Raw genomic sequence first — 15,770 nt, 5'->3', positions numbered from 1 at the left:
TAACCTGATTCTCTGCCTGTTCTTATGAAATCGAAGATAATACTTTCTGAGCCTGAACGAATCACATTGCAACAACTTGCTTTGAATCATCCACATCGGGACATTCGTACGCGAGGAACGGGTTTGCTCATGCTTGCCAGAGGGATCAAGCCGTCCCAGATCACCGCTGAAATCGGATGCAGTCTCCGGGTTATCTATAATTGGGTTCACATGTGGCACAATTCAGGGATAGCGGGATTATTAGGTGGTCATGCCGGAGGCCGGTATCTCGCCATGACGCCTGACATGATTGCCACTGCGGTCGAAGCGGCCAGCGCAGAGTCCCTGACACTCGCCCGGATAGCTCAGTGCGTTGAGGCAAAGCATGGTGCCCTGCCTTGTACGCTTGAAACGCTGGCAAATACCCTGAAAAAGCAGGGGCTCACCTATAAACGAACCCGACTGTCGCTTAAAAAAAGCGTAACGAAACGGAGTTTGCTAAAAAATCCGCCTTGCTGAATAAAATTAAGGCTGGAGCACAGTTAGGCCATTACCGTCTGCTCTATTTCGATGAGGCGGGTTTTGCCGCGTCTCCTCCGGTGCAATATGGATGGAGTCCACGGGGTAAGCCCCATAAAACTGAGCCTCGAGAGCATGACAGACGGTCAGTTCTGGGGGCGTTAAATTACACGGATAACACGCTGTTTTACCAGACAACGTCAGGCAGTATCACGCGCGATGACGTGATTGATTTTTTAGAGCAGGTCGCCAAACAAGGGGACAACCGCCTGACATTTTTAGTGTTGGATAATGCGCGTATCCATCACGGGATCGAAGAACAAATCAGAAATGGCTGGTTACGAGAACACAACATGTTTTTATTCTATCTTCCCGCTTACAGCCCAGAGCTGAATTTGATTGAGATCGTCTGGAAACAGGCCAAATACCATTGGCGACGTTTTATCACTTGGACTCAGAATACAATGGAGCATGAATTAAATACTTTATTGAAAGGTTATGGCGACCAATTTGCAATTAACTTTTCTTGAGTACTTAAATCACAAATTTTCATTGAAGAAAGCCTACCAAAAGCACCTACTTGTGCATTATGCAGGGGATTTATTCATCAAAACTCCATTTCATTTGATCATATAATTAGAAAACGTGATGGTGGAAAGGGAGAGAGCAGCAATGGAGCTTTAATGCATCCATTCTGTAATACTTCAGCAAAGAATTAAAATATATAAAAGCATGTTTATTTACGGAGCAAGATTCTAATTTGTAGAAAAATAAATAGACAAATATTAATATTCCTTGCTCTAAATTTATTTAGATATAGCTCTTCAAAAAAATAACATGAAATAGCAACTTTAAAGCATGAGTCCGAAGAATTATAATGTGAGAAATAAAGTATAAGCGTAAAATATAGCCATGAGTATCAGTTTAATGACTACGAATATCATTTTATCTCATGGCTTATTTCATTGATGCCAAGCTATCCAATCGCAACTTTACGAACTGTCCGTTCAATAAGCTGGCCACTCTGATCAAAATATCGACTAGGCCAAATTTCAGAGGGATGTATTTCGAGATAGTTAGCAATAATCCATTCACCTTTAGGCCAAGGCCGACTAAGAGTATTTGCCAGTGTAGATGAACTGAGTCCTGCTTCACGAGAAACAGCCGCTAAGGTCGTACCACGTTTACGTAATGCAGCAATAATATCGGCTTGATGCCAATCATTTCTAACATTATTCATTCCTGCTACCCCTTCCATTAATTGATGGTGGCGATTCAGACAGGGTTTGCAGACTGGCGCTTACTCCAGCGAGGCATAGCCTCCCCTGCCTGAACCGCCATAGAAAAGGCGATAACAGGTACACTGGTAAAGCTTCTTACCAGTGTATAAGCGCACAAGGCTGCAAAACCTTGACCATTGGTATTTAGCAATGGCTGGGCTACTTTAACCGATTGGTTTATCTGACTCAATAAGCGAATCAGTATAAACGCTTAACTTTTTTCGCTATATCCCATTAAACATTTTAAGGCGCTGCTGCTGTTCTTCACTTAAGGTAAACGCAAACTCTTCATGCTCAATCTGCCACGTGCCAAAGCTCATCAGGAACGCGATTGCAGGGTCTATCTTATTCGCGGATTTCTTCTTGTTCGGTTTGATATTGGCGTTTGCGTCGGTTTCCATCACCACATTGGACATTGCCCATGCGAGCACTGGATCGCAGTTGTGACGAATAACTTTGCGATTAACAAATACCTCTGCTGATTTAGCCACCGGACTAAAGCGCATATAGGTTTGTGGGAAGGGTTCAACATCCAGCCCTGCTCCCTGCAATTGTGTTCGTAGATGAGTGGCGTTCCATATATCAAAGCCGACCAGCTTGATATCAAAGTTCTGGCTGTCTTTGAGAATATCATCACGGATACGGTCATAATCAATGCAATCGCCTACGGTGGTACGTATCCAACCTGCTTGCACCCACTGCCGATAAACCGCCCGATTTTTATTGGCAGGGTTCTGTAACTGGGCTTCGGGCAGGTAATGACGGGTCAGTAATAACAGTTCGTTATCCACGGGGAACGTGTAACAAATACTGGTAATATCACCTGTTGACGATAAATCCAGTCCGGCGTAGCACTCCAGTCCCTTAAGGTCATTTTCATCATAATCAGTTTGGCAGGCTTTCCACGCGCCTTCGCCCATCCACGGGGTTTCGCCCTGGCACCAGATATTAAAGCGTTTGGTTAGCATTTCTGTCCATTGTGAGGGAATGCCGCGCGCTTTCTGGATAGTGTCATGCAGGGCGGCACTGTCTACCGAGACATCCAGATTGGGATTGGCCTTGATCCAAAGTGCTTCATCATCAATCTCACTCTCATCGTCCAGTTCGTAAATCAGGGCAAACAGGGATTCGTTCTGTTCTTCGCCATCCAGTATCTGACAGCAATAATCATAGTGCTGTTTACAGGCTGATATCACGCTACTGCCCGCTGTAGTGATGGCGAACAGGAGTCCTTCGGGACGGGCACCCATGCCCAATTCAAGCGCAGAGTATACGGCGTTATCAGGGTGTAAATGGTACTCATCGACAATTGCCAGACTAGGATTTGTACCCTCAATCGTGGCGGCTTTGGCTGCCAGTGGCTTTAACAGGCTGTTAGTTTTTGGATAAGTAACTTTGTGTTGCTGGATAGCGACCCGTTTTTTCAGGGGTTTGGATAACAGGCCCATCTGGCGGGCATCATCAAAGACAATACGTGCCTGATCCCGGCTCACGGCAGCGGTGTAGATATCCTGCTGGCCTTGTTCCATCACCAAGAACCAGTTCGCCAGTATGGCGGCCACCGTTGATTTGGCATTTTTGCGCGGTACTTGGATATAAGCACTGCGGTATTTTCGGCGTCCGGTCGCTTTCACCTTAAAGCCAAACAGGTTAGCAAAGGCGAACTGTTGCCACGGCTCAAGTATGATGGGTTTACCACGCAAATGGCCTTTGACATGCGGACAGACACGGGAAAAGGCAATAAAACGCTCGACCACTGTCGAATCAAATACATAAAGTGGGTTATTCAGGTCGTTATAGTAGCGTTTCACGGCCTGTTTTACGCGTTTACAGGCCGGAATTTTACCGTTTTCGATATCAAAAGCGTACTGTTCCCATGCGTTCATAAGCGATCCAGCTCGTCTTCTTCCTCGGTTTCCACCGGATTTTTGCGTCGTGATACCGGATCAAAACCCAGCAATGACGACATTTTTATCATGATTTTTTCGGCGTCAGCTTTAGCGCTCAATGATGGATTGCGGCTCTCGCTGCCCTGACTGTTAACAATGCTAAAGCCCCGCATATCAAGGTCTGCCACGGCTTTTCGGTAAATGGCATAGTTGACACAGTACAGTTCTAAGTTGTTCCAGTCAGCGGCGTTCAGATCTTCCCGCTCACTTAATAATTTACCTTTTGCCTTCCACTGACTGGCGGCAATATCATTTAAATACGTAGGCGGTTTGGGTGCTCTTGCCATAATGTTCTCTGTTCCTTGTGATTTTATTTTCAAAAAAACTGCCGTGCGTAAAAATTGAAGGAGGGGGCGGTTCCGCTGGGTGGGACATTTGTCATTTTTGATACCCCCACCCCGTTATTTCATTGAGTGATTACTCTTTTGTTAACCAGTCACGATACCTTTCCGCTTCGGTTTCCTGCTGCCGATAGATCCCCTGCTTGCGCTTCGCTTTGGTGATGGGGTCTGTCTGCACGGTCTTACGGTTATGGCAGGTCTGGCATAACGCCTGATGGTTCGATGCAGGCCAGAACAGCACATCAGTATCACCCTGTATCGGGATAATGTGATCCACAATGATGGCAGGCGTATAGATACCCTGCGGTAAGCAATGAACGCATAACGGATTCGCTTTCAAGTAGTGCAGCCGATAGCGTCCCCATCGGTTACTGTAGCCTCTCTGGGTTCGGGTGCCTCGTCGCTTGTCCTGCTGGCGTCTGGCTTCCCGTTGGTGCTGCTCACAGCGACCTGATTTCACCCGCTCGCGGCAGTGTGGATAGCTACAGCGTTTCAACGGTTGCCACGGCATCAGTAAACACCCACATCACGATAGACAAACCACAGTGATTTAATGGTGAACGGGACTTCTTTAAGCTCAATGTCCGTTGCCATTTCCCGATTTTCATACAGCAAGCCGATATAAAGCAGGCAGCCCACTTTGATTGCTGGCGTAAAGACCAGACCATTATCAAACCGCTTGCCGATATGTTGCTGACACACTTCTAACGACGCATCGGCATAAGCCATTAGTAACGTATCATCAAGGGTATCGCTTTCATCAATCCGGCAGTGTTGCCTGATTTCACTCAGGGGAATATCAGGCATATTTCACGCCTCCCTTGCAAAGCAGTTCCAGGCGGGTGTGTTTCGGGTCAGGAATAACGGCAACAATAGCAAAGGTCTTGCCGTGAGTGCTGGCTCCCTGATAAACAATACGGTTTGTTGTGGTGATATCATCACGGAAGCGCAGCCAGATACGCACAGTGGCTTCGGATAGCACAGCACCAGATGCGACCAGTTCCCGCCCGCTAATCGGCTGCACTTCCGCCCAAACTTCGGCAACATCCACCCATTTGTTTATCACCGAACCCATCGGCGAGCGGCTTGATTCGTTTTTCTGAAGGGTGATCCGGTGTCTCAATCTGCCTGCTCTCATGCCTTGTTCTCCGCTGTTTTTTTCACTTCTACTGTTTGTTTCCATGCCTGACTGAATTCATCACCGCCCTCACGGGGCGATAATCCCTCGCGCTCGCGGGCTTCATTCGGTGACATAACACCGGATTTAATGGCAGTTTCATAGCTCTGGAAACGTTCTTTCGGATTGGCACGCAGCAAGTCGGCAGTATCAAACTCCACCTGATAGCGAATTCCCCATTTCGGTGAGGTCATCAGCAAGGCGGCTTTGATTTGCTGTTCAAAGTTGGCAAGCCACGGGCGCATAGTGATAGTCAGAAAGGCGCGTGATGCCTCGCTAAAGTTGCTGTAGGTACTATTCGAATACTCTTGCAGAAAAATAGGGCTGACATTGAACATTCGGGCGATATCGTCAATGGTGAAGCGGCGGGAGGCCAGCCACTCGGCATCCTGATTACTCATGCCTAACTGCTGGTATTCCATCCCACCTTCAAGGATCGGCGTTTTTCCGGCATTACGCGCACCTTTATAACGTTCGAGGGCTTCCAGTGCCTTACTTCCCTTGATTCCATCCAACCAGTCAGCGGCTTTAATCACGCCCGCCGCCATCATGCCGTCTTTCATAATGCTTGCGCCGTGGCGCTGTTGTGCCAGTCCCAAGCCCAGAGTTTCACGGCAAACGGTGACGGGTGAGCGCCCAAGAAAACCATCTTCGGTGGCATAGCGCAGATGTAACACTTCTTCTTGTAGATAGGTTTTGACCTTACCGCTATAAGGCTCGGTGATGGTATACGCGAACCGATGATCGGATAATCGTTGTGGTACGACTGCTGACGGCGGGTAAGGATGCAAGGATTGTGGCTGACCATCCCGTCCCCAGACAATCACCGCATACGCATTACCATTCAGCAGGCAATGGCGCATCAGGGTTCGCTTGAATTGATACGGCGTCTGACAATCATTCGGGCACTCATTCAGCAAGTAATCCACGGGGTGATCGCTCAACCATTCGCGGGATTCTTTGCCGTTCTGGTGCGCAGCCCGATACAGGTAACAAGGCATAGAGGCCACCGCTTCACTAATCACCGTCACGGCATTCATTACGGCGGGTAAGCCTTCTGCCGTGGAGGGGGAAACATGTTCACCTGATTTGGTATTAGATATGCCTGCCAGAGAAAGAAACTCATCCAGCGTCATACTGCGGGCTTCAGGGGCTTTACGCTTAAACGGCCACATAGTTACACCTCAGACAGTTGCAGCCAGTAATGACGCAAATCGGTATCACAAGGTTTAGCGGCATTCAGTGAACGCCTGGCAATTTCTACCCCACTTTCAGGATAGGCGGGTAAGCTAGTGATCGTGATTTCCCGCAATTCTGCTTCTAACACGGTTCTGATATAAGGTGTCTGACGGGTATCCCACTGATCTTTAATGGCACGAAAACCAAAGGACATGCCTTGTATATCGCCTCTTTCAACCAACGTGAGTACATCGTGGCCTAATTGGGTATCTGGCGGGGTTAGCTCAAAGCGCAATCCGGTAGCATCTTCACTCAATTGTAATGTACCAGACGTGGTACGGCCTAACAGGTTTATCGGGTCGTGCTCATACAATGCCCTAATATCAGTCCCCACCGCTAAACTGGCGTTAAACGCATTCGGTGCGAACTGTTCGATAAACTCATCCCACAGCACGTGTGATCGACTGTTCCACTTAATGACATAGCCTGTCAGCGTCTTATTGCTGGCAGATAGTGACGCTGTACGGATTTCAAAATCATGCTTCATTGATGGACTCCAAGGCTTGGAAAGGGGTGTGATACCCCTCCTACTTAGTTGCTGGATGCTTTCACTTCCAGTACCTTAATTGCGTTGGAATCCACCAACCCGCCGCCCAGATATTTATCAGTGTGTACCTTATAAAATCCCGGCTCGGTGATATTGTCAGGACGGGTACGAATACCGGTTTCATGGTCAACGATAAAATAGCCACGTTTGAAGTCACCCAGACCGATCACACCCTCCGGCATAAATTCGAGATAGTGGACAGGCAAGCCCAGCAGCATATCAGGATCACCTGCCTGTAAACGTTCCCGCCAGATATAATCGCCATTGCCGTTTTTCAGTTTTTGTACTTGGGCGGCAGTTGTGGAATTCATCACCCAGACGGCGTTCTTGCGGTACTTGTTCTTGAGCAGGAACTTAAGGTCAATCAGGCTATCTGCTTCAAGGGCGGCAACTTCCAGCTTTTGCAATGTGCCAAATGCACGCACCTTGTCGGCTTTAATATCACGGGGATAGGACAAGAAGCCTTTCGCTTTTTTACTACCGTCACCACTGACCAGATCTGTTTCTTCGGTATCGACAAAAGTGTCGGCAATCTCGGAGGTCAGCCAGCCTAAGATATCCACATCGCTAAAATCGATAATCTCTTGCGTGGTTTTGGGATAAGCGTAGATAGGAAACAGCTTTATACTGACTTCTTCCATCTTCGGTGTCGTTGTCTCACTGCGTGCCTTGCCTTCTTCTCCGTGTGCCACGGCTGCGCCACCGACTGAAATCAATTGCTTATATTCGTTGCTGCGTGTGATTTTTACCGTACAGATCCGGCGCATGACTGACTCATCAGTCAGTTGCTGCATGATTTGTTTATTCAGTTCGGGAATAACGGTATAGCCACCCTCAGACGGAACGCCCGTAGATAAAAAACGAGTTTCGCTAGTCAGAACATAGTGACGCAGTTCATCATTACTGAGTTTTTTGCTGGTCGGTTGGGTCTTTACCTGACTGCGTTCTTCATCAGCCAAAGACTCATAGCGGGCGATTTCAGCATTCAATGTATCGGATTGGCTGCGCAGTTCGTCGAACTGTTTAGCTTCATCAGTATTGAGTGAACGCTTTTCGTTTTCAGCCTTGGTAAGTAGTGAACGCATTTGATGGGTTAAATCGGATTTTTGTTGGCGTAGTTCGAGTAGTTTTTTCATGATGTTTTTATAGTTAATCTATTTTTTCAGTAAATGATTTTTAACACTATGAAAAATAATAAGAAAGAATTATGAATATGTTGGAGGTGTATACAATAATATAAAAGTAGCGGTTTAAATTTTAATTATGGGTATATAGTTAATTTCTGACATTACTTTTAAAAAAGATAAGCTATACGCTTTCAATCTAACATGATTTTATATAAGCATATATCCTTACTAAAAAGTGAGATTGGGATTTACTAATCTACTATGTAATTATAGAATCACATGCTATAGAAACCTATTTTTTAGTGCAATACAACAAAGTGGTAACTTTTTGTTAGAAGGCTTCTATGAGGTAGTTTATTAATTATTTTCTATACTATTAGATAATCTAAAATTTTATAGTGTATTTAACTAAATTACAGGAGTTCCCATGAGTAGTAGAAGTGATGTAATAGAAGGAAGGTTAGTTTATACCGAAAAATTAGGATGGGTAGATACTGGGCATTCAAAAGGTAACGATGCCAGAATGTTAATGGCTGCTATAAATTCAGGCGATGATACTAAAGAACCATACTTTACCATTAAGTACACACAATACATGGGTCTTGGATTAAAATATGGCACATCTAAAATAACAAGATGGAAAGTAAGAAGAGGTTTATCTTTACATGATAAAAAAAGAGTTGCACTTACTATTATGATGTATACCACTCATCTATTTGAAGCGCATCAAGATTCATTTCCTTTTAATTGGTATACAGATAGTGGATACAGCGGTGAAGATTTGGTTTCAAATCTACTTGGCTTTTATCAGGCTATAAATGGAGTTGATTATTTAACTCAGCTTCAACCTATAAGTAAAGAAGATGCGCTAAAAAGGTGGGATTACTATGGTGCTATAGGAAAGTATAAAAATAAAATATTTAAACCTTTATTGTTTCCTGATCCCCAAAAATACCCTAATAATGCCAGACCATACTATTCTTCTTTGCCTACATTTCTTAATACTATATCACCGATCACTGATATAGATAGGAGTCATTTGCTGATACATATTGAAGATAGAACAGGATATAACATACATGCAGTGAGAGACGTGGGGATTGAACTTGAATAAGTTTATTAAAATTACATTTATCGCTCTGTTTTTTTTAGGGCTAACTTTTACCATTCCCATTTTATTTGTAAATAGTAATTTTTCATACACAAAAAATGATTTTATTAGATATAATTTATTCACCTTCGATGAAATAAAAGAAATACCCATTATTTCAAATAATTACATCATATCCTATGACTCACCAGATGGTGTAAAACCAATGACTAATTCAATTCTATTTTCAGATGTAAATCCAAATCGTAAAGTGGAATTAATAAATTATATTAAAAAATTAGGTTATATAAAAGATATAAATGCATATTGGAATACAGATGGAAGCGAATCTTGGAGTAAAGGAAATTTGTTTATACAGATAAAACAAAATGATACTGACCGTACCATTTTGTTTCTAGTTGAGAAGAATTAAAATACATTCTCTTCTCTTATACTGTAGCCTGATGTGCCAGCGATGTGATGTGTCCATGTTATGCTATCATATGAAATTGTTATGCTTTCATATGGTTGCATATCATTGTGGCTTAGTGAATTGGGATAATGGCTGGAAATGTTTTTTATCGTGGCATTTGTTAACTTGATAGAATAAAATTTTTCCAATCCCCCTGCTGAACTATTTCTATATATTTCCAGTAAACAATCTAAGTGCTCATTGTTTGATATTGAAACCCCTAATAATGGAGATGATTTATCGATGGGTTTTGTTATTACTATAGGATGATGATTGACATTCTGTTCTCTATTAATATCGTGATCTATAGAGTAAACCAATATTTTATCCTTGTTTTCCTCTTGGTATTTATTACCTATTGAATCATAAGTTGAGCAACCTGCTGATATCAACCCTTGTTTTTTACCATTTAAGGTCATGTAAATCATATTAGCCATTTCGTTTCCTTTTGATTTATCAAAATAAAACATATAGTTATTTATCTTTCCGTTACTGTCAATAGCTATATTCCTAATTTACCATAAAGAAAAACAATAATGATAAAAACTATTACATGGTAATTAAAAAACTATGATGCAGTGATAATAATATACATTGAATTAAGTGGTGTTGATAATCCTGACATAAAAAATATTTTGTTAGACAGTCTCTAAAAACCACCACTTAATCTACCAATTTGAATTATGATTTGATACATATCAAAATATAAAGATATTTTTATCTACTGATTGCTTCCTTAAACAGAAAAATTAGCACATTAAATTAGAAAATTTAGTTTTCCTACCAGAGATATCCCCTAAAAATCTTTTTCGCCCCCTCAACTCTACACCCTATGCACAATTCCCTGAAAGCCTTGTTACATCTGAGCTTGTGACAATTAATACGATATTCACCCACTGTGTACCCTATACACCCTTTATTTTTTAACTGATGTAGAGAATGTAGAGTAGATGCATAGTTAAAAAATAACTATACATCCTTTATTTTCTCTTAAATACAATTACATATATAAAATGGTGCATAGTATGTATACCTAAATCCAAAAGTTCTATGTAGCAGACTTAATCGTCTCGACGTTCAGGTACTGACGGTAGCCATTCTTCCGCGTCTTCCGACAACTCAACATGATAAGAATAGCCTTTCTTAGTTCTCACTTTCTGATAATCCTTCCGATGTTCCTGCATAATCTTCGGCATCGACTCGCCAAATTTTGTCAGTGTTAACGGGCGTTCAAAACCGTAAGCCTCCATAAAGGACAGGTAAGCGTGATACAGATACATTCGTGGTGCGCGTGGGCTGATATTTTTATTCCCCATTTTCATTCCGGCGGTATCCTCCCCAGACACCAAATAACCACAGAAACGATAGAGAGGATCAGAGCCACATTTCACCGTTAATGCTTCGCTGGAATCGCGTTGTGCCTGTAGCAGTTTCTTAGCTTTATTCTGGTCGGCAAATTCTGTTAATAAGTGGCGAATAATCACCGGCAGTTCCCGGCTGATTTTCTCCGGCAACTGTGGGTCTTTCTCAGATTCTTTAACCGGAATATTAAACGGGAATATCACCCGCCGCCGTGCAATGCCGCCATTACGTTCGGTAAAGCTCATGGGTTCATTATTGGTGGCTAATACCACGGCTTTGATGATGGTAGAAAACTGCTTCTCGTATTTTCCGTCAACTTCAATCAGGTCGCCGCCTGTAATGGCCTTAATGCCTGCACCTTCACCCACATATTTAACCTGATCGGGCAGCGTAATTAAGCTCTTGCCGACAAACTGATAACGGCCTCTGGCTTCATCCAGCGCTCTCATATTGCCACTGGCGGTATTGTGCTCTCCCGCCAGTAAGGTGGCGATATATGTAAATACGCTTTTACCGCTGCCGCCTTCGCCGGTGACTTCAATAAAGAGCTGCCAATCATAACGGTTTGCCAGAATCATAAATAGGGCAGCTTTGATACGATCCATCTTGTTTTCATTCTGCCCCGCTGCATGGGAGAGCCAGCGATAAAAGTCAGGAGCATGATCCGACAAGTTTTCACCGATAGCAGGCTGGGTAAACTCAATGCCGTTATGATTCATTAACCAGTGTTCCGGTTGGTGCGGGGTAAATTGTTGTGTCGATAAATTATACACACCATTACAAAACCCGATTAAATCCGACCTCTGTTCGCCAATGACCGGAATTTGTAATTTCATGGCACAGATAGCGTTATTGATCCCGTTTGGGCTGTACGGGGTGTCGTGCTGGTCGAAGATTGCCACCATTGCGCGACGCAGCTCGTTATCTGACACTGTTTCCCATGTTGTGCCGTTATAGTGATAAACCATTTCGCTATCAGGATTAACAGCTACTTTGCCGTAACTTTCAACCAATAATGCCCCGCGTTGACTGGCTGCCATTTGTGCCAGATTGTTATTGGCCTTTTTGGGCTTTGCTTCGTGGATTACCACTGCTTCTGCTTCCATGAGTCTTTTCTCCCCAACCTTATATAATCCGTTGCTGAATGCCTGCCTTGCTGCCTCTATGCCGTGATGCTGGCGATAATCATCCCAGTCGGCTTTATATTCAGTTAGCGGTAACGTTACCCAGCCATTAATCGCTTTAGCAGTCTTTTCTGCCGCTATTTTGCCTACATTCTTTTTGAGCTTGCCGTTTTTGTCCCGTTCGCCTTGTGAGTGCCAATCATTATCGGCGGCAAGGATAATTTTCGATTCAGACCATTGCTTTCTGACCAATTCGGCAACATTCAGTAAATTACTTTCATCAATGGCAGCTAATACCACACCATTATGTAGCTGACTGACAGTCAGCGCTGTCGCATAACCTTCGGTAATGATGATGGTGTCCGGCGTTCCGGTAATTTCAGATACCGGAATAACACTCCCTTTCTTCTGCGTACCGGATACAAGACGCTTTTCACCATTAGGCTTGATGGTCTGAGCGCCGGTGATAGTGCCATCCAGTGTCTGAGTCACCAGTAATAGAAAACCATCTTGCAATAGCCGCTGGTTGGGGCATTGCAGCCCCTTTTTCGCCAGATACTGAGATTCTCCCCTTATCGATTTTGCCACCAGCACCGCGATCCGTTCTGCAATGGGTTTCACTGTTCGAGACTGCTCTTTAACTGGTTTGAATTTGGGTTCAGGTAATGGCATTGCCAGCACATCAGCAATCAGCTTAGCCGCTGCCAGAATAGTGATACCTTTAGCCCTTGTCACTAAATCCAGACCATCGCCGTGATTAGGCTGATCACACTGGCGACAATGCCAGTCGCCATGATGGTTATCGTCTATAAAGTGAAAACGGTCAGTACCGCCGCATATCGGGCAAGCGCCATGCTTTCCCTTCGCGGGAACATCCACACCACAAGCTGGCAACAGGCTTTGCCAGTGATTCATAGCGGATTGTTTCACTGTTCGGATAACGTCTATCGGGCGGCTTGCCGAGCTGTTTTTATGAGTTTTATATCCATGTGATGATGATTGACTCATGGTTTACTCCTCATAAACAGCCGCTTGAAGCGCATGATAAACTTCTTGATTGATATCACAGGCCAGCGCAATCAGATTATTTAAATCGATAGAACATTCGTCTTTGGCCTTTTCGAGAATTACGCCAAATAAAGAAGTTGCCAGCCCCGTATTGTGCATGGCCTGAGAAAGTGAAATAGGTGATCGGCGTTCGTATACTCTGACTATTTCAACGTCGATAGATTTATCATCTGGTATGTAAGAATGGCGAATACGCATGGCGGCTTTCTCCGCACCGCGCAATGTCTTGTATTTATAACGGATTGATTCTTTTTTTATCTCGCCAGTATGCTGATTTGTGATGGTGATAATGATCTTAAACATGGCTTACCTCCAGAGTGGAGATAAGGTACATAGGGAAGAATTTAGGTAAACGGGCTTTGCCCTTTCCAGTTAGAAAGGTATATTGAAACATAGCTACCTCGATATTGTAGTTATCGTGGGTGGTTAGCCCTCGTTCAGTGTTGGTAGCACTGTGCGGGGGCGTTGATTTTATAGGTTTTACCATGTTAAGGTGACCACCTAATATCGATAAGGCTAATGCAATAGGTGACCACTTGTCAACGATAAAGCGAGATAAAAGCCCAAAAGGTGATGGGCAATCCCCACAATTTAGAATGCGTATAACTCCCGAACTAAAAGAACAATTTGAAGATGCAGCCCAAAAATCAGGAATGAGCTTAGCTAACTGGCTTAAAACTTTAGGGCGTAAGGAATTAGAACGATTAGGTATAGATCCAAAAGGCTGAACTAAGAAAATCGCATTATTCAAGGCAATAAACTGATTTATACCATTAAATAAAACAAGGATAGCATTTCCCATGTTATCCTTTTCTTTTTTGAACCAATCAATATCTATATAGTTAGTGGAAATATAATATTCATTATTTTCAGCGTACAAAACCCCATCACGATTATTAACCATGTTTTTCTTTATCATAATTTTATATATTTCAATCTATGCTGAAATAATATTTTTCTCTTAGAACAAATTGGTGATATTGATTTTTTAATTATATTCCATTGCGAGATTCAGCAATACGTTGAGCTATCCAGCTATCAATTTCTGATTCAATAAAAGCTATTGAGCGAGTACCAATTTTGACTTGTTTCGGAAATTTATCTTCCTCAATCAGTTTGTAAATCCATGCCTTGCTATAACCCGTTCTGCGTTGCACTTCTGGTAAGCGGATAAGACTTTCTTTAGATGTGATAGTTTCTGACATATACTTTCCCCTGTTAGCTTGTCCATATTGGTTCTTTTTGGACGTTATTAGAACAGGGATAATTAAACCGAAGTTGTAAAATTAATTCATTACATGACTTGGATTCGCATAATAAGTGCAATTTCTGAGAAAGGCGGTCAGTTGCTATAGTAGGCATCTTTCTCGCCAAAGGAAAATGCGCTATGACCTATACACAACTGACCGAAACAGAAAGATATCAGATTTCTAGCCTGAAAGAAGCGGGTTTTTCACAACGGGCGATTTCAAAGTCACTCAATCGAAGCCCCTCAACGATTAGCCGGGAATTGAGACGAAATCGGGAAGCAAAGAAATATTCTCCTGAACAGGCTCAGTTTAAGGCCGTAGCACGCCGGCATTTTGCTATAAAAGCAGTCAAAGTGAATCCAGAGATAGAAATGTGGATCAAACAGTTAATTTGGCAAGATTTAAGTCCCGAACAGATTGTGGGTTATCTTAAACGGGAAGCCAAAATATCTTTACATCATGAGACGATTTATCGATTGATTTATAAAGATAAAAAGAATGGTGGTGATTTATGGCAACATCTCAGAATGGCGAAAAAACCGTATCGTAAACGCTATGGAAATTATGAGCGCAGAGGCAAAATTAAAAATAGAGTCAGCATTGATAAACGCCCAAAATTTGTTGATAAAAAGCAGCGTATTGGTGATTGGGAAGGCGATACTATCGTTGGCCAAGATCATAAAAGTGCATTATTGACACTCGTTGAACGAAAATCATTATTTACTATTATTATTAAACTTGAAGATAAAACAGCAGAAGGGGTCGCCAAAGCGGCAACAAGACACTTATCACTGATAAAACATAAAGTTAAAACAATTACCTTTGACAATGGCCTCGAATTTGCCGAACACGAGCGGATCAGTAAAAATTTAGAGGCAAGAATTTATTTTGCTCACCCGCATTCCCCTTGGGAAAGAGGGATAAATGAGAACATAAATGGATTAATTAGAGATTACTTCCCAAAAGGAACCGATTTTAATAAGGTATCAGAGCGGGAGATTAACCTTGTGGCAAACCGATTAAATAATCGTCCTCGTAAAACACGAGATTACAAAACACCGAATGAGTTATTTAAAGGAGTACCCACTCAATTACTTCGCTCATTACGGTGTTGCGCTTAATATGTGAATCCAAGTGACAATAGTAATTTGTTTCATACAAAGAATGTATTATGTCTTACCATTTGCAATAATAACTATTTATGATTAATACAAAACCATAAATAGTTACATGTTAACCGAAGATT

21 protein-coding genes are annotated in these 15,770 nt (G+C 42.9%); 7 read left to right on the top strand and 14 right to left on the bottom strand.

The features are described from left to right. Positions 1–24 precede the first annotated feature (24 nt). The 3 genes from BDD26_RS10015 to BDD26_RS20505 are packed head-to-tail and all read left to right on the top strand — an operon-like array spanning position 25 to position 1,217. The gene (locus BDD26_RS10015; RefSeq protein WP_051502334.1) at positions 25–498 is read left to right on the top strand and encodes a helix-turn-helix domain-containing protein; all 474 of its coding nucleotides are present in this window, start codon (positions 25–27) and stop codon (positions 496–498) included. Beyond that, positions 492–1,028, top strand: a complete 537-nt coding sequence (locus BDD26_RS10010) for an IS630 family transposase (RefSeq protein ID WP_084766466.1) — start codon at positions 492–494, stop codon at positions 1,026–1,028. The genes BDD26_RS10015 and BDD26_RS10010 overlap by 7 nt, the downstream gene beginning before the upstream one ends. Positions 1,029–1,043: 15 nt before the next feature. Further along, positions 1,044–1,217, top strand: a complete 174-nt coding sequence (locus tag BDD26_RS20505; protein ID WP_342353479.1) for an HNH endonuclease — start codon at positions 1,044–1,046, stop codon at positions 1,215–1,217. A 257-nt stretch (positions 1,218–1,474) separates the two neighbouring features. On the opposite strand, the gene BDD26_RS10000 is transcribed toward BDD26_RS20505, so the two are convergent. The 10 genes from BDD26_RS10000 to BDD26_RS09960 all read right to left on the bottom strand — a co-directional run bounded on the left by BDD26_RS10000 (position 1,475) and on the right by BDD26_RS09960 (position 8,167). Then, complete coding sequence (locus BDD26_RS10000) at positions 1,475–1,738, bottom strand: helix-turn-helix domain-containing protein (RefSeq protein WP_115826462.1); 264 nt, start codon at positions 1,736–1,738, stop codon at positions 1,475–1,477. Positions 1,739–1,773: 35 nt separating this feature from the next. Beyond that, entirely contained in the window at positions 1,774–1,968 is a 195-nt protein-coding gene (locus BDD26_RS19375) for a hypothetical protein (RefSeq protein ID WP_147299011.1), read from the bottom strand. A 34-nt stretch (positions 1,969–2,002) separates the two neighbouring features. Then, a complete protein-coding gene (locus tag BDD26_RS09995) occupies positions 2,003–3,664 on the bottom strand; it encodes a terminase large subunit (protein WP_115826461.1) in 1,662 nt (553 codons plus the stop codon). Next, complete coding sequence (locus tag BDD26_RS09990) at positions 3,661–4,014, bottom strand: phage terminase small subunit P27 family (RefSeq protein ID WP_115826460.1); 354 nt, start codon at positions 4,012–4,014, stop codon at positions 3,661–3,663. Before BDD26_RS09990 ends, BDD26_RS09995 begins: the two co-directional genes overlap by 4 nt. A 130-nt stretch (positions 4,015–4,144) precedes the next feature. Further along, positions 4,145–4,579, bottom strand: a complete 435-nt coding sequence (locus BDD26_RS09985; RefSeq protein ID WP_038260457.1) for an HNH endonuclease — start codon at positions 4,577–4,579, stop codon at positions 4,145–4,147. Continuing rightward, complete coding sequence (locus tag BDD26_RS09980) at positions 4,579–4,875, bottom strand: head-tail connector protein (protein WP_115826459.1); 297 nt, start codon at positions 4,873–4,875, stop codon at positions 4,579–4,581. Before BDD26_RS09980 ends, BDD26_RS09985 begins: the two co-directional genes overlap by 1 nt. Next, complete coding sequence (locus BDD26_RS09975) at positions 4,868–5,206, bottom strand: phage head closure protein (RefSeq protein WP_115826458.1); 339 nt, start codon at positions 5,204–5,206, stop codon at positions 4,868–4,870. The genes BDD26_RS09980 and BDD26_RS09975 overlap by 8 nt, the downstream gene beginning before the upstream one ends. Beyond that, complete coding sequence (locus tag BDD26_RS09970; RefSeq protein ID WP_115826457.1) at positions 5,203–6,420, bottom strand: phage portal protein; 1,218 nt, start codon at positions 6,418–6,420, stop codon at positions 5,203–5,205. Before BDD26_RS09970 ends, BDD26_RS09975 begins: the two co-directional genes overlap by 4 nt. A gap of 2 nt (positions 6,421–6,422) precedes the next feature. Further along, positions 6,423–6,971 carry an HK97 family phage prohead protease gene (locus BDD26_RS09965; protein WP_115826456.1) on the bottom strand — a complete coding sequence of 183 codons (549 nt, stop codon included), beginning with the start codon at positions 6,969–6,971 and terminating at the stop codon, positions 6,423–6,425. 44 nt (positions 6,972–7,015) lie between these two features. Beyond that, on the bottom strand, positions 7,016–8,167 hold the full coding sequence (locus BDD26_RS09960; protein WP_115826455.1) for a phage major capsid protein: 1,152 nt from the start codon (positions 8,165–8,167) through the stop codon (positions 7,016–7,018). Positions 8,168–8,585: 418 nt separating this feature from the next. Between BDD26_RS09960 and BDD26_RS09955 the strand changes: the two genes are divergently transcribed. Further along, a complete protein-coding gene (locus tag BDD26_RS09955; protein ID WP_013185488.1) occupies positions 8,586–9,272 on the top strand; it encodes a hypothetical protein in 687 nt (228 codons plus the stop codon). Further along, complete coding sequence (locus BDD26_RS09950) at positions 9,265–9,681, top strand: hypothetical protein (protein ID WP_038219546.1); 417 nt, start codon at positions 9,265–9,267, stop codon at positions 9,679–9,681. The genes BDD26_RS09955 and BDD26_RS09950 overlap by 8 nt, the downstream gene beginning before the upstream one ends. On the opposite strand, the gene BDD26_RS09945 is transcribed toward BDD26_RS09950, so the two are convergent. The 3 genes from BDD26_RS09945 to BDD26_RS09935 all read right to left on the bottom strand — a co-directional run bounded on the left by BDD26_RS09945 (position 9,678) and on the right by BDD26_RS09935 (position 13,577). Then, the gene (locus BDD26_RS09945; protein WP_038265489.1) at positions 9,678–10,157 is read right to left on the bottom strand and encodes an Hcp family type VI secretion system effector; all 480 of its coding nucleotides are present in this window, start codon (positions 10,155–10,157) and stop codon (positions 9,678–9,680) included. The two genes, BDD26_RS09950 and BDD26_RS09945, sit on opposite strands and share 4 nt — an antisense overlap. A gap of 624 nt (positions 10,158–10,781) precedes the next feature. Next, a complete protein-coding gene (locus BDD26_RS09940; RefSeq protein ID WP_425330439.1) occupies positions 10,782–13,121 on the bottom strand; it encodes a primase-like DNA-binding domain-containing protein in 2,340 nt (779 codons plus the stop codon). A 96-nt stretch (positions 13,122–13,217) separates the two neighbouring features. Continuing rightward, positions 13,218–13,577 (bottom strand): hypothetical protein, encoded by a 360-nt coding sequence (locus BDD26_RS09935; RefSeq protein ID WP_115826453.1) that lies wholly within the window; start codon positions 13,575–13,577, stop codon positions 13,218–13,220. A 233-nt stretch (positions 13,578–13,810) separates the two neighbouring features. Here BDD26_RS09935 and BDD26_RS20130 point away from each other — a divergent pair, with 233 nt between their 5' ends. Next, positions 13,811–14,002 carry a hypothetical protein gene (locus tag BDD26_RS20130; protein WP_071827930.1) on the top strand — a complete coding sequence of 64 codons (192 nt, stop codon included), beginning with the start codon at positions 13,811–13,813 and terminating at the stop codon, positions 14,000–14,002. Positions 14,003–14,266: 264 nt separating this feature from the next. Here the strand turns inward: BDD26_RS20130 and BDD26_RS09920 are convergent, their stop codons facing one another. Next, a complete protein-coding gene (locus BDD26_RS09920; protein ID WP_115826451.1) occupies positions 14,267–14,479 on the bottom strand; it encodes a helix-turn-helix transcriptional regulator in 213 nt (70 codons plus the stop codon). A gap of 182 nt (positions 14,480–14,661) precedes the next feature. Between BDD26_RS09920 and BDD26_RS09915 the strand changes: the two genes are divergently transcribed. Next, a complete protein-coding gene (locus BDD26_RS09915) occupies positions 14,662–15,645 on the top strand; it encodes an IS30 family transposase (protein WP_115825593.1) in 984 nt (327 codons plus the stop codon). Positions 15,646–15,770: the final 125 nt, after the last annotated feature.

The organism is Xenorhabdus cabanillasii, assembly GCF_003386665.1.
In the GTDB taxonomy this organism is placed as follows: domain Bacteria; phylum Pseudomonadota; class Gammaproteobacteria; order Enterobacterales; family Enterobacteriaceae; genus Xenorhabdus; species Xenorhabdus cabanillasii.
The sequence above is the reverse complement of the archived record's forward strand: the minus strand, read 5'-3'. Positions and strand labels throughout refer to the sequence as shown.

Coding starts and splice junctions, on each gene's coding strand:
- BDD26_RS10015 (WP_051502334.1), top strand. CDS start 25: ATGAAATCGAAGATAATACTTTCTGAGCCTGAACGAATCACATTGCAA.
- BDD26_RS09915 (WP_115825593.1), top strand. CDS start 14,662: ATGACCTATACACAACTGACCGAAACAGAAAGATATCAGATTTCTAGC.
- BDD26_RS09985 (WP_038260457.1), bottom strand. CDS start 4,579: ATGCCGTGGCAACCGTTGAAACGCTGTAGCTATCCACACTGCCGCGAG.
- BDD26_RS09955 (WP_013185488.1), top strand. CDS start 8,586: ATGAGTAGTAGAAGTGATGTAATAGAAGGAAGGTTAGTTTATACCGAA.
- BDD26_RS10000 (WP_115826462.1), bottom strand. CDS start 1,738: ATGAATAATGTTAGAAATGATTGGCATCAAGCCGATATTATTGCTGCA.
- BDD26_RS09940 (WP_425330439.1), bottom strand. CDS start 13,121: ATGAATCACTGGCAAAGCCTGTTGCCAGCTTGTGGTGTGGATGTTCCC.
- BDD26_RS09960 (WP_115826455.1), bottom strand. CDS start 8,167: ATGAAAAAACTACTCGAACTACGCCAACAAAAATCCGATTTAACCCAT.
- BDD26_RS09975 (WP_115826458.1), bottom strand. CDS start 5,206: ATGAGAGCAGGCAGATTGAGACACCGGATCACCCTTCAGAAAAACGAA.
- BDD26_RS09990 (WP_115826460.1), bottom strand. CDS start 4,014: ATGGCAAGAGCACCCAAACCGCCTACGTATTTAAATGATATTGCCGCC.
- BDD26_RS09920 (WP_115826451.1), bottom strand. CDS start 14,479: ATGTCAGAAACTATCACATCTAAAGAAAGTCTTATCCGCTTACCAGAA.
- BDD26_RS09945 (WP_038265489.1), bottom strand. CDS start 10,157: ATGGCTAATATGATTTACATGACCTTAAATGGTAAAAAACAAGGGTTG.
- BDD26_RS09935 (WP_115826453.1), bottom strand. CDS start 13,577: ATGTTTAAGATCATTATCACCATCACAAATCAGCATACTGGCGAGATA.
- BDD26_RS09980 (WP_115826459.1), bottom strand. CDS start 4,875: ATGCCTGATATTCCCCTGAGTGAAATCAGGCAACACTGCCGGATTGAT.
- BDD26_RS09970 (WP_115826457.1), bottom strand. CDS start 6,420: ATGTGGCCGTTTAAGCGTAAAGCCCCTGAAGCCCGCAGTATGACGCTG.
- BDD26_RS09965 (WP_115826456.1), bottom strand. CDS start 6,971: ATGAAGCATGATTTTGAAATCCGTACAGCGTCACTATCTGCCAGCAAT.
- BDD26_RS09995 (WP_115826461.1), bottom strand. CDS start 3,664: ATGAACGCATGGGAACAGTACGCTTTTGATATCGAAAACGGTAAAATT.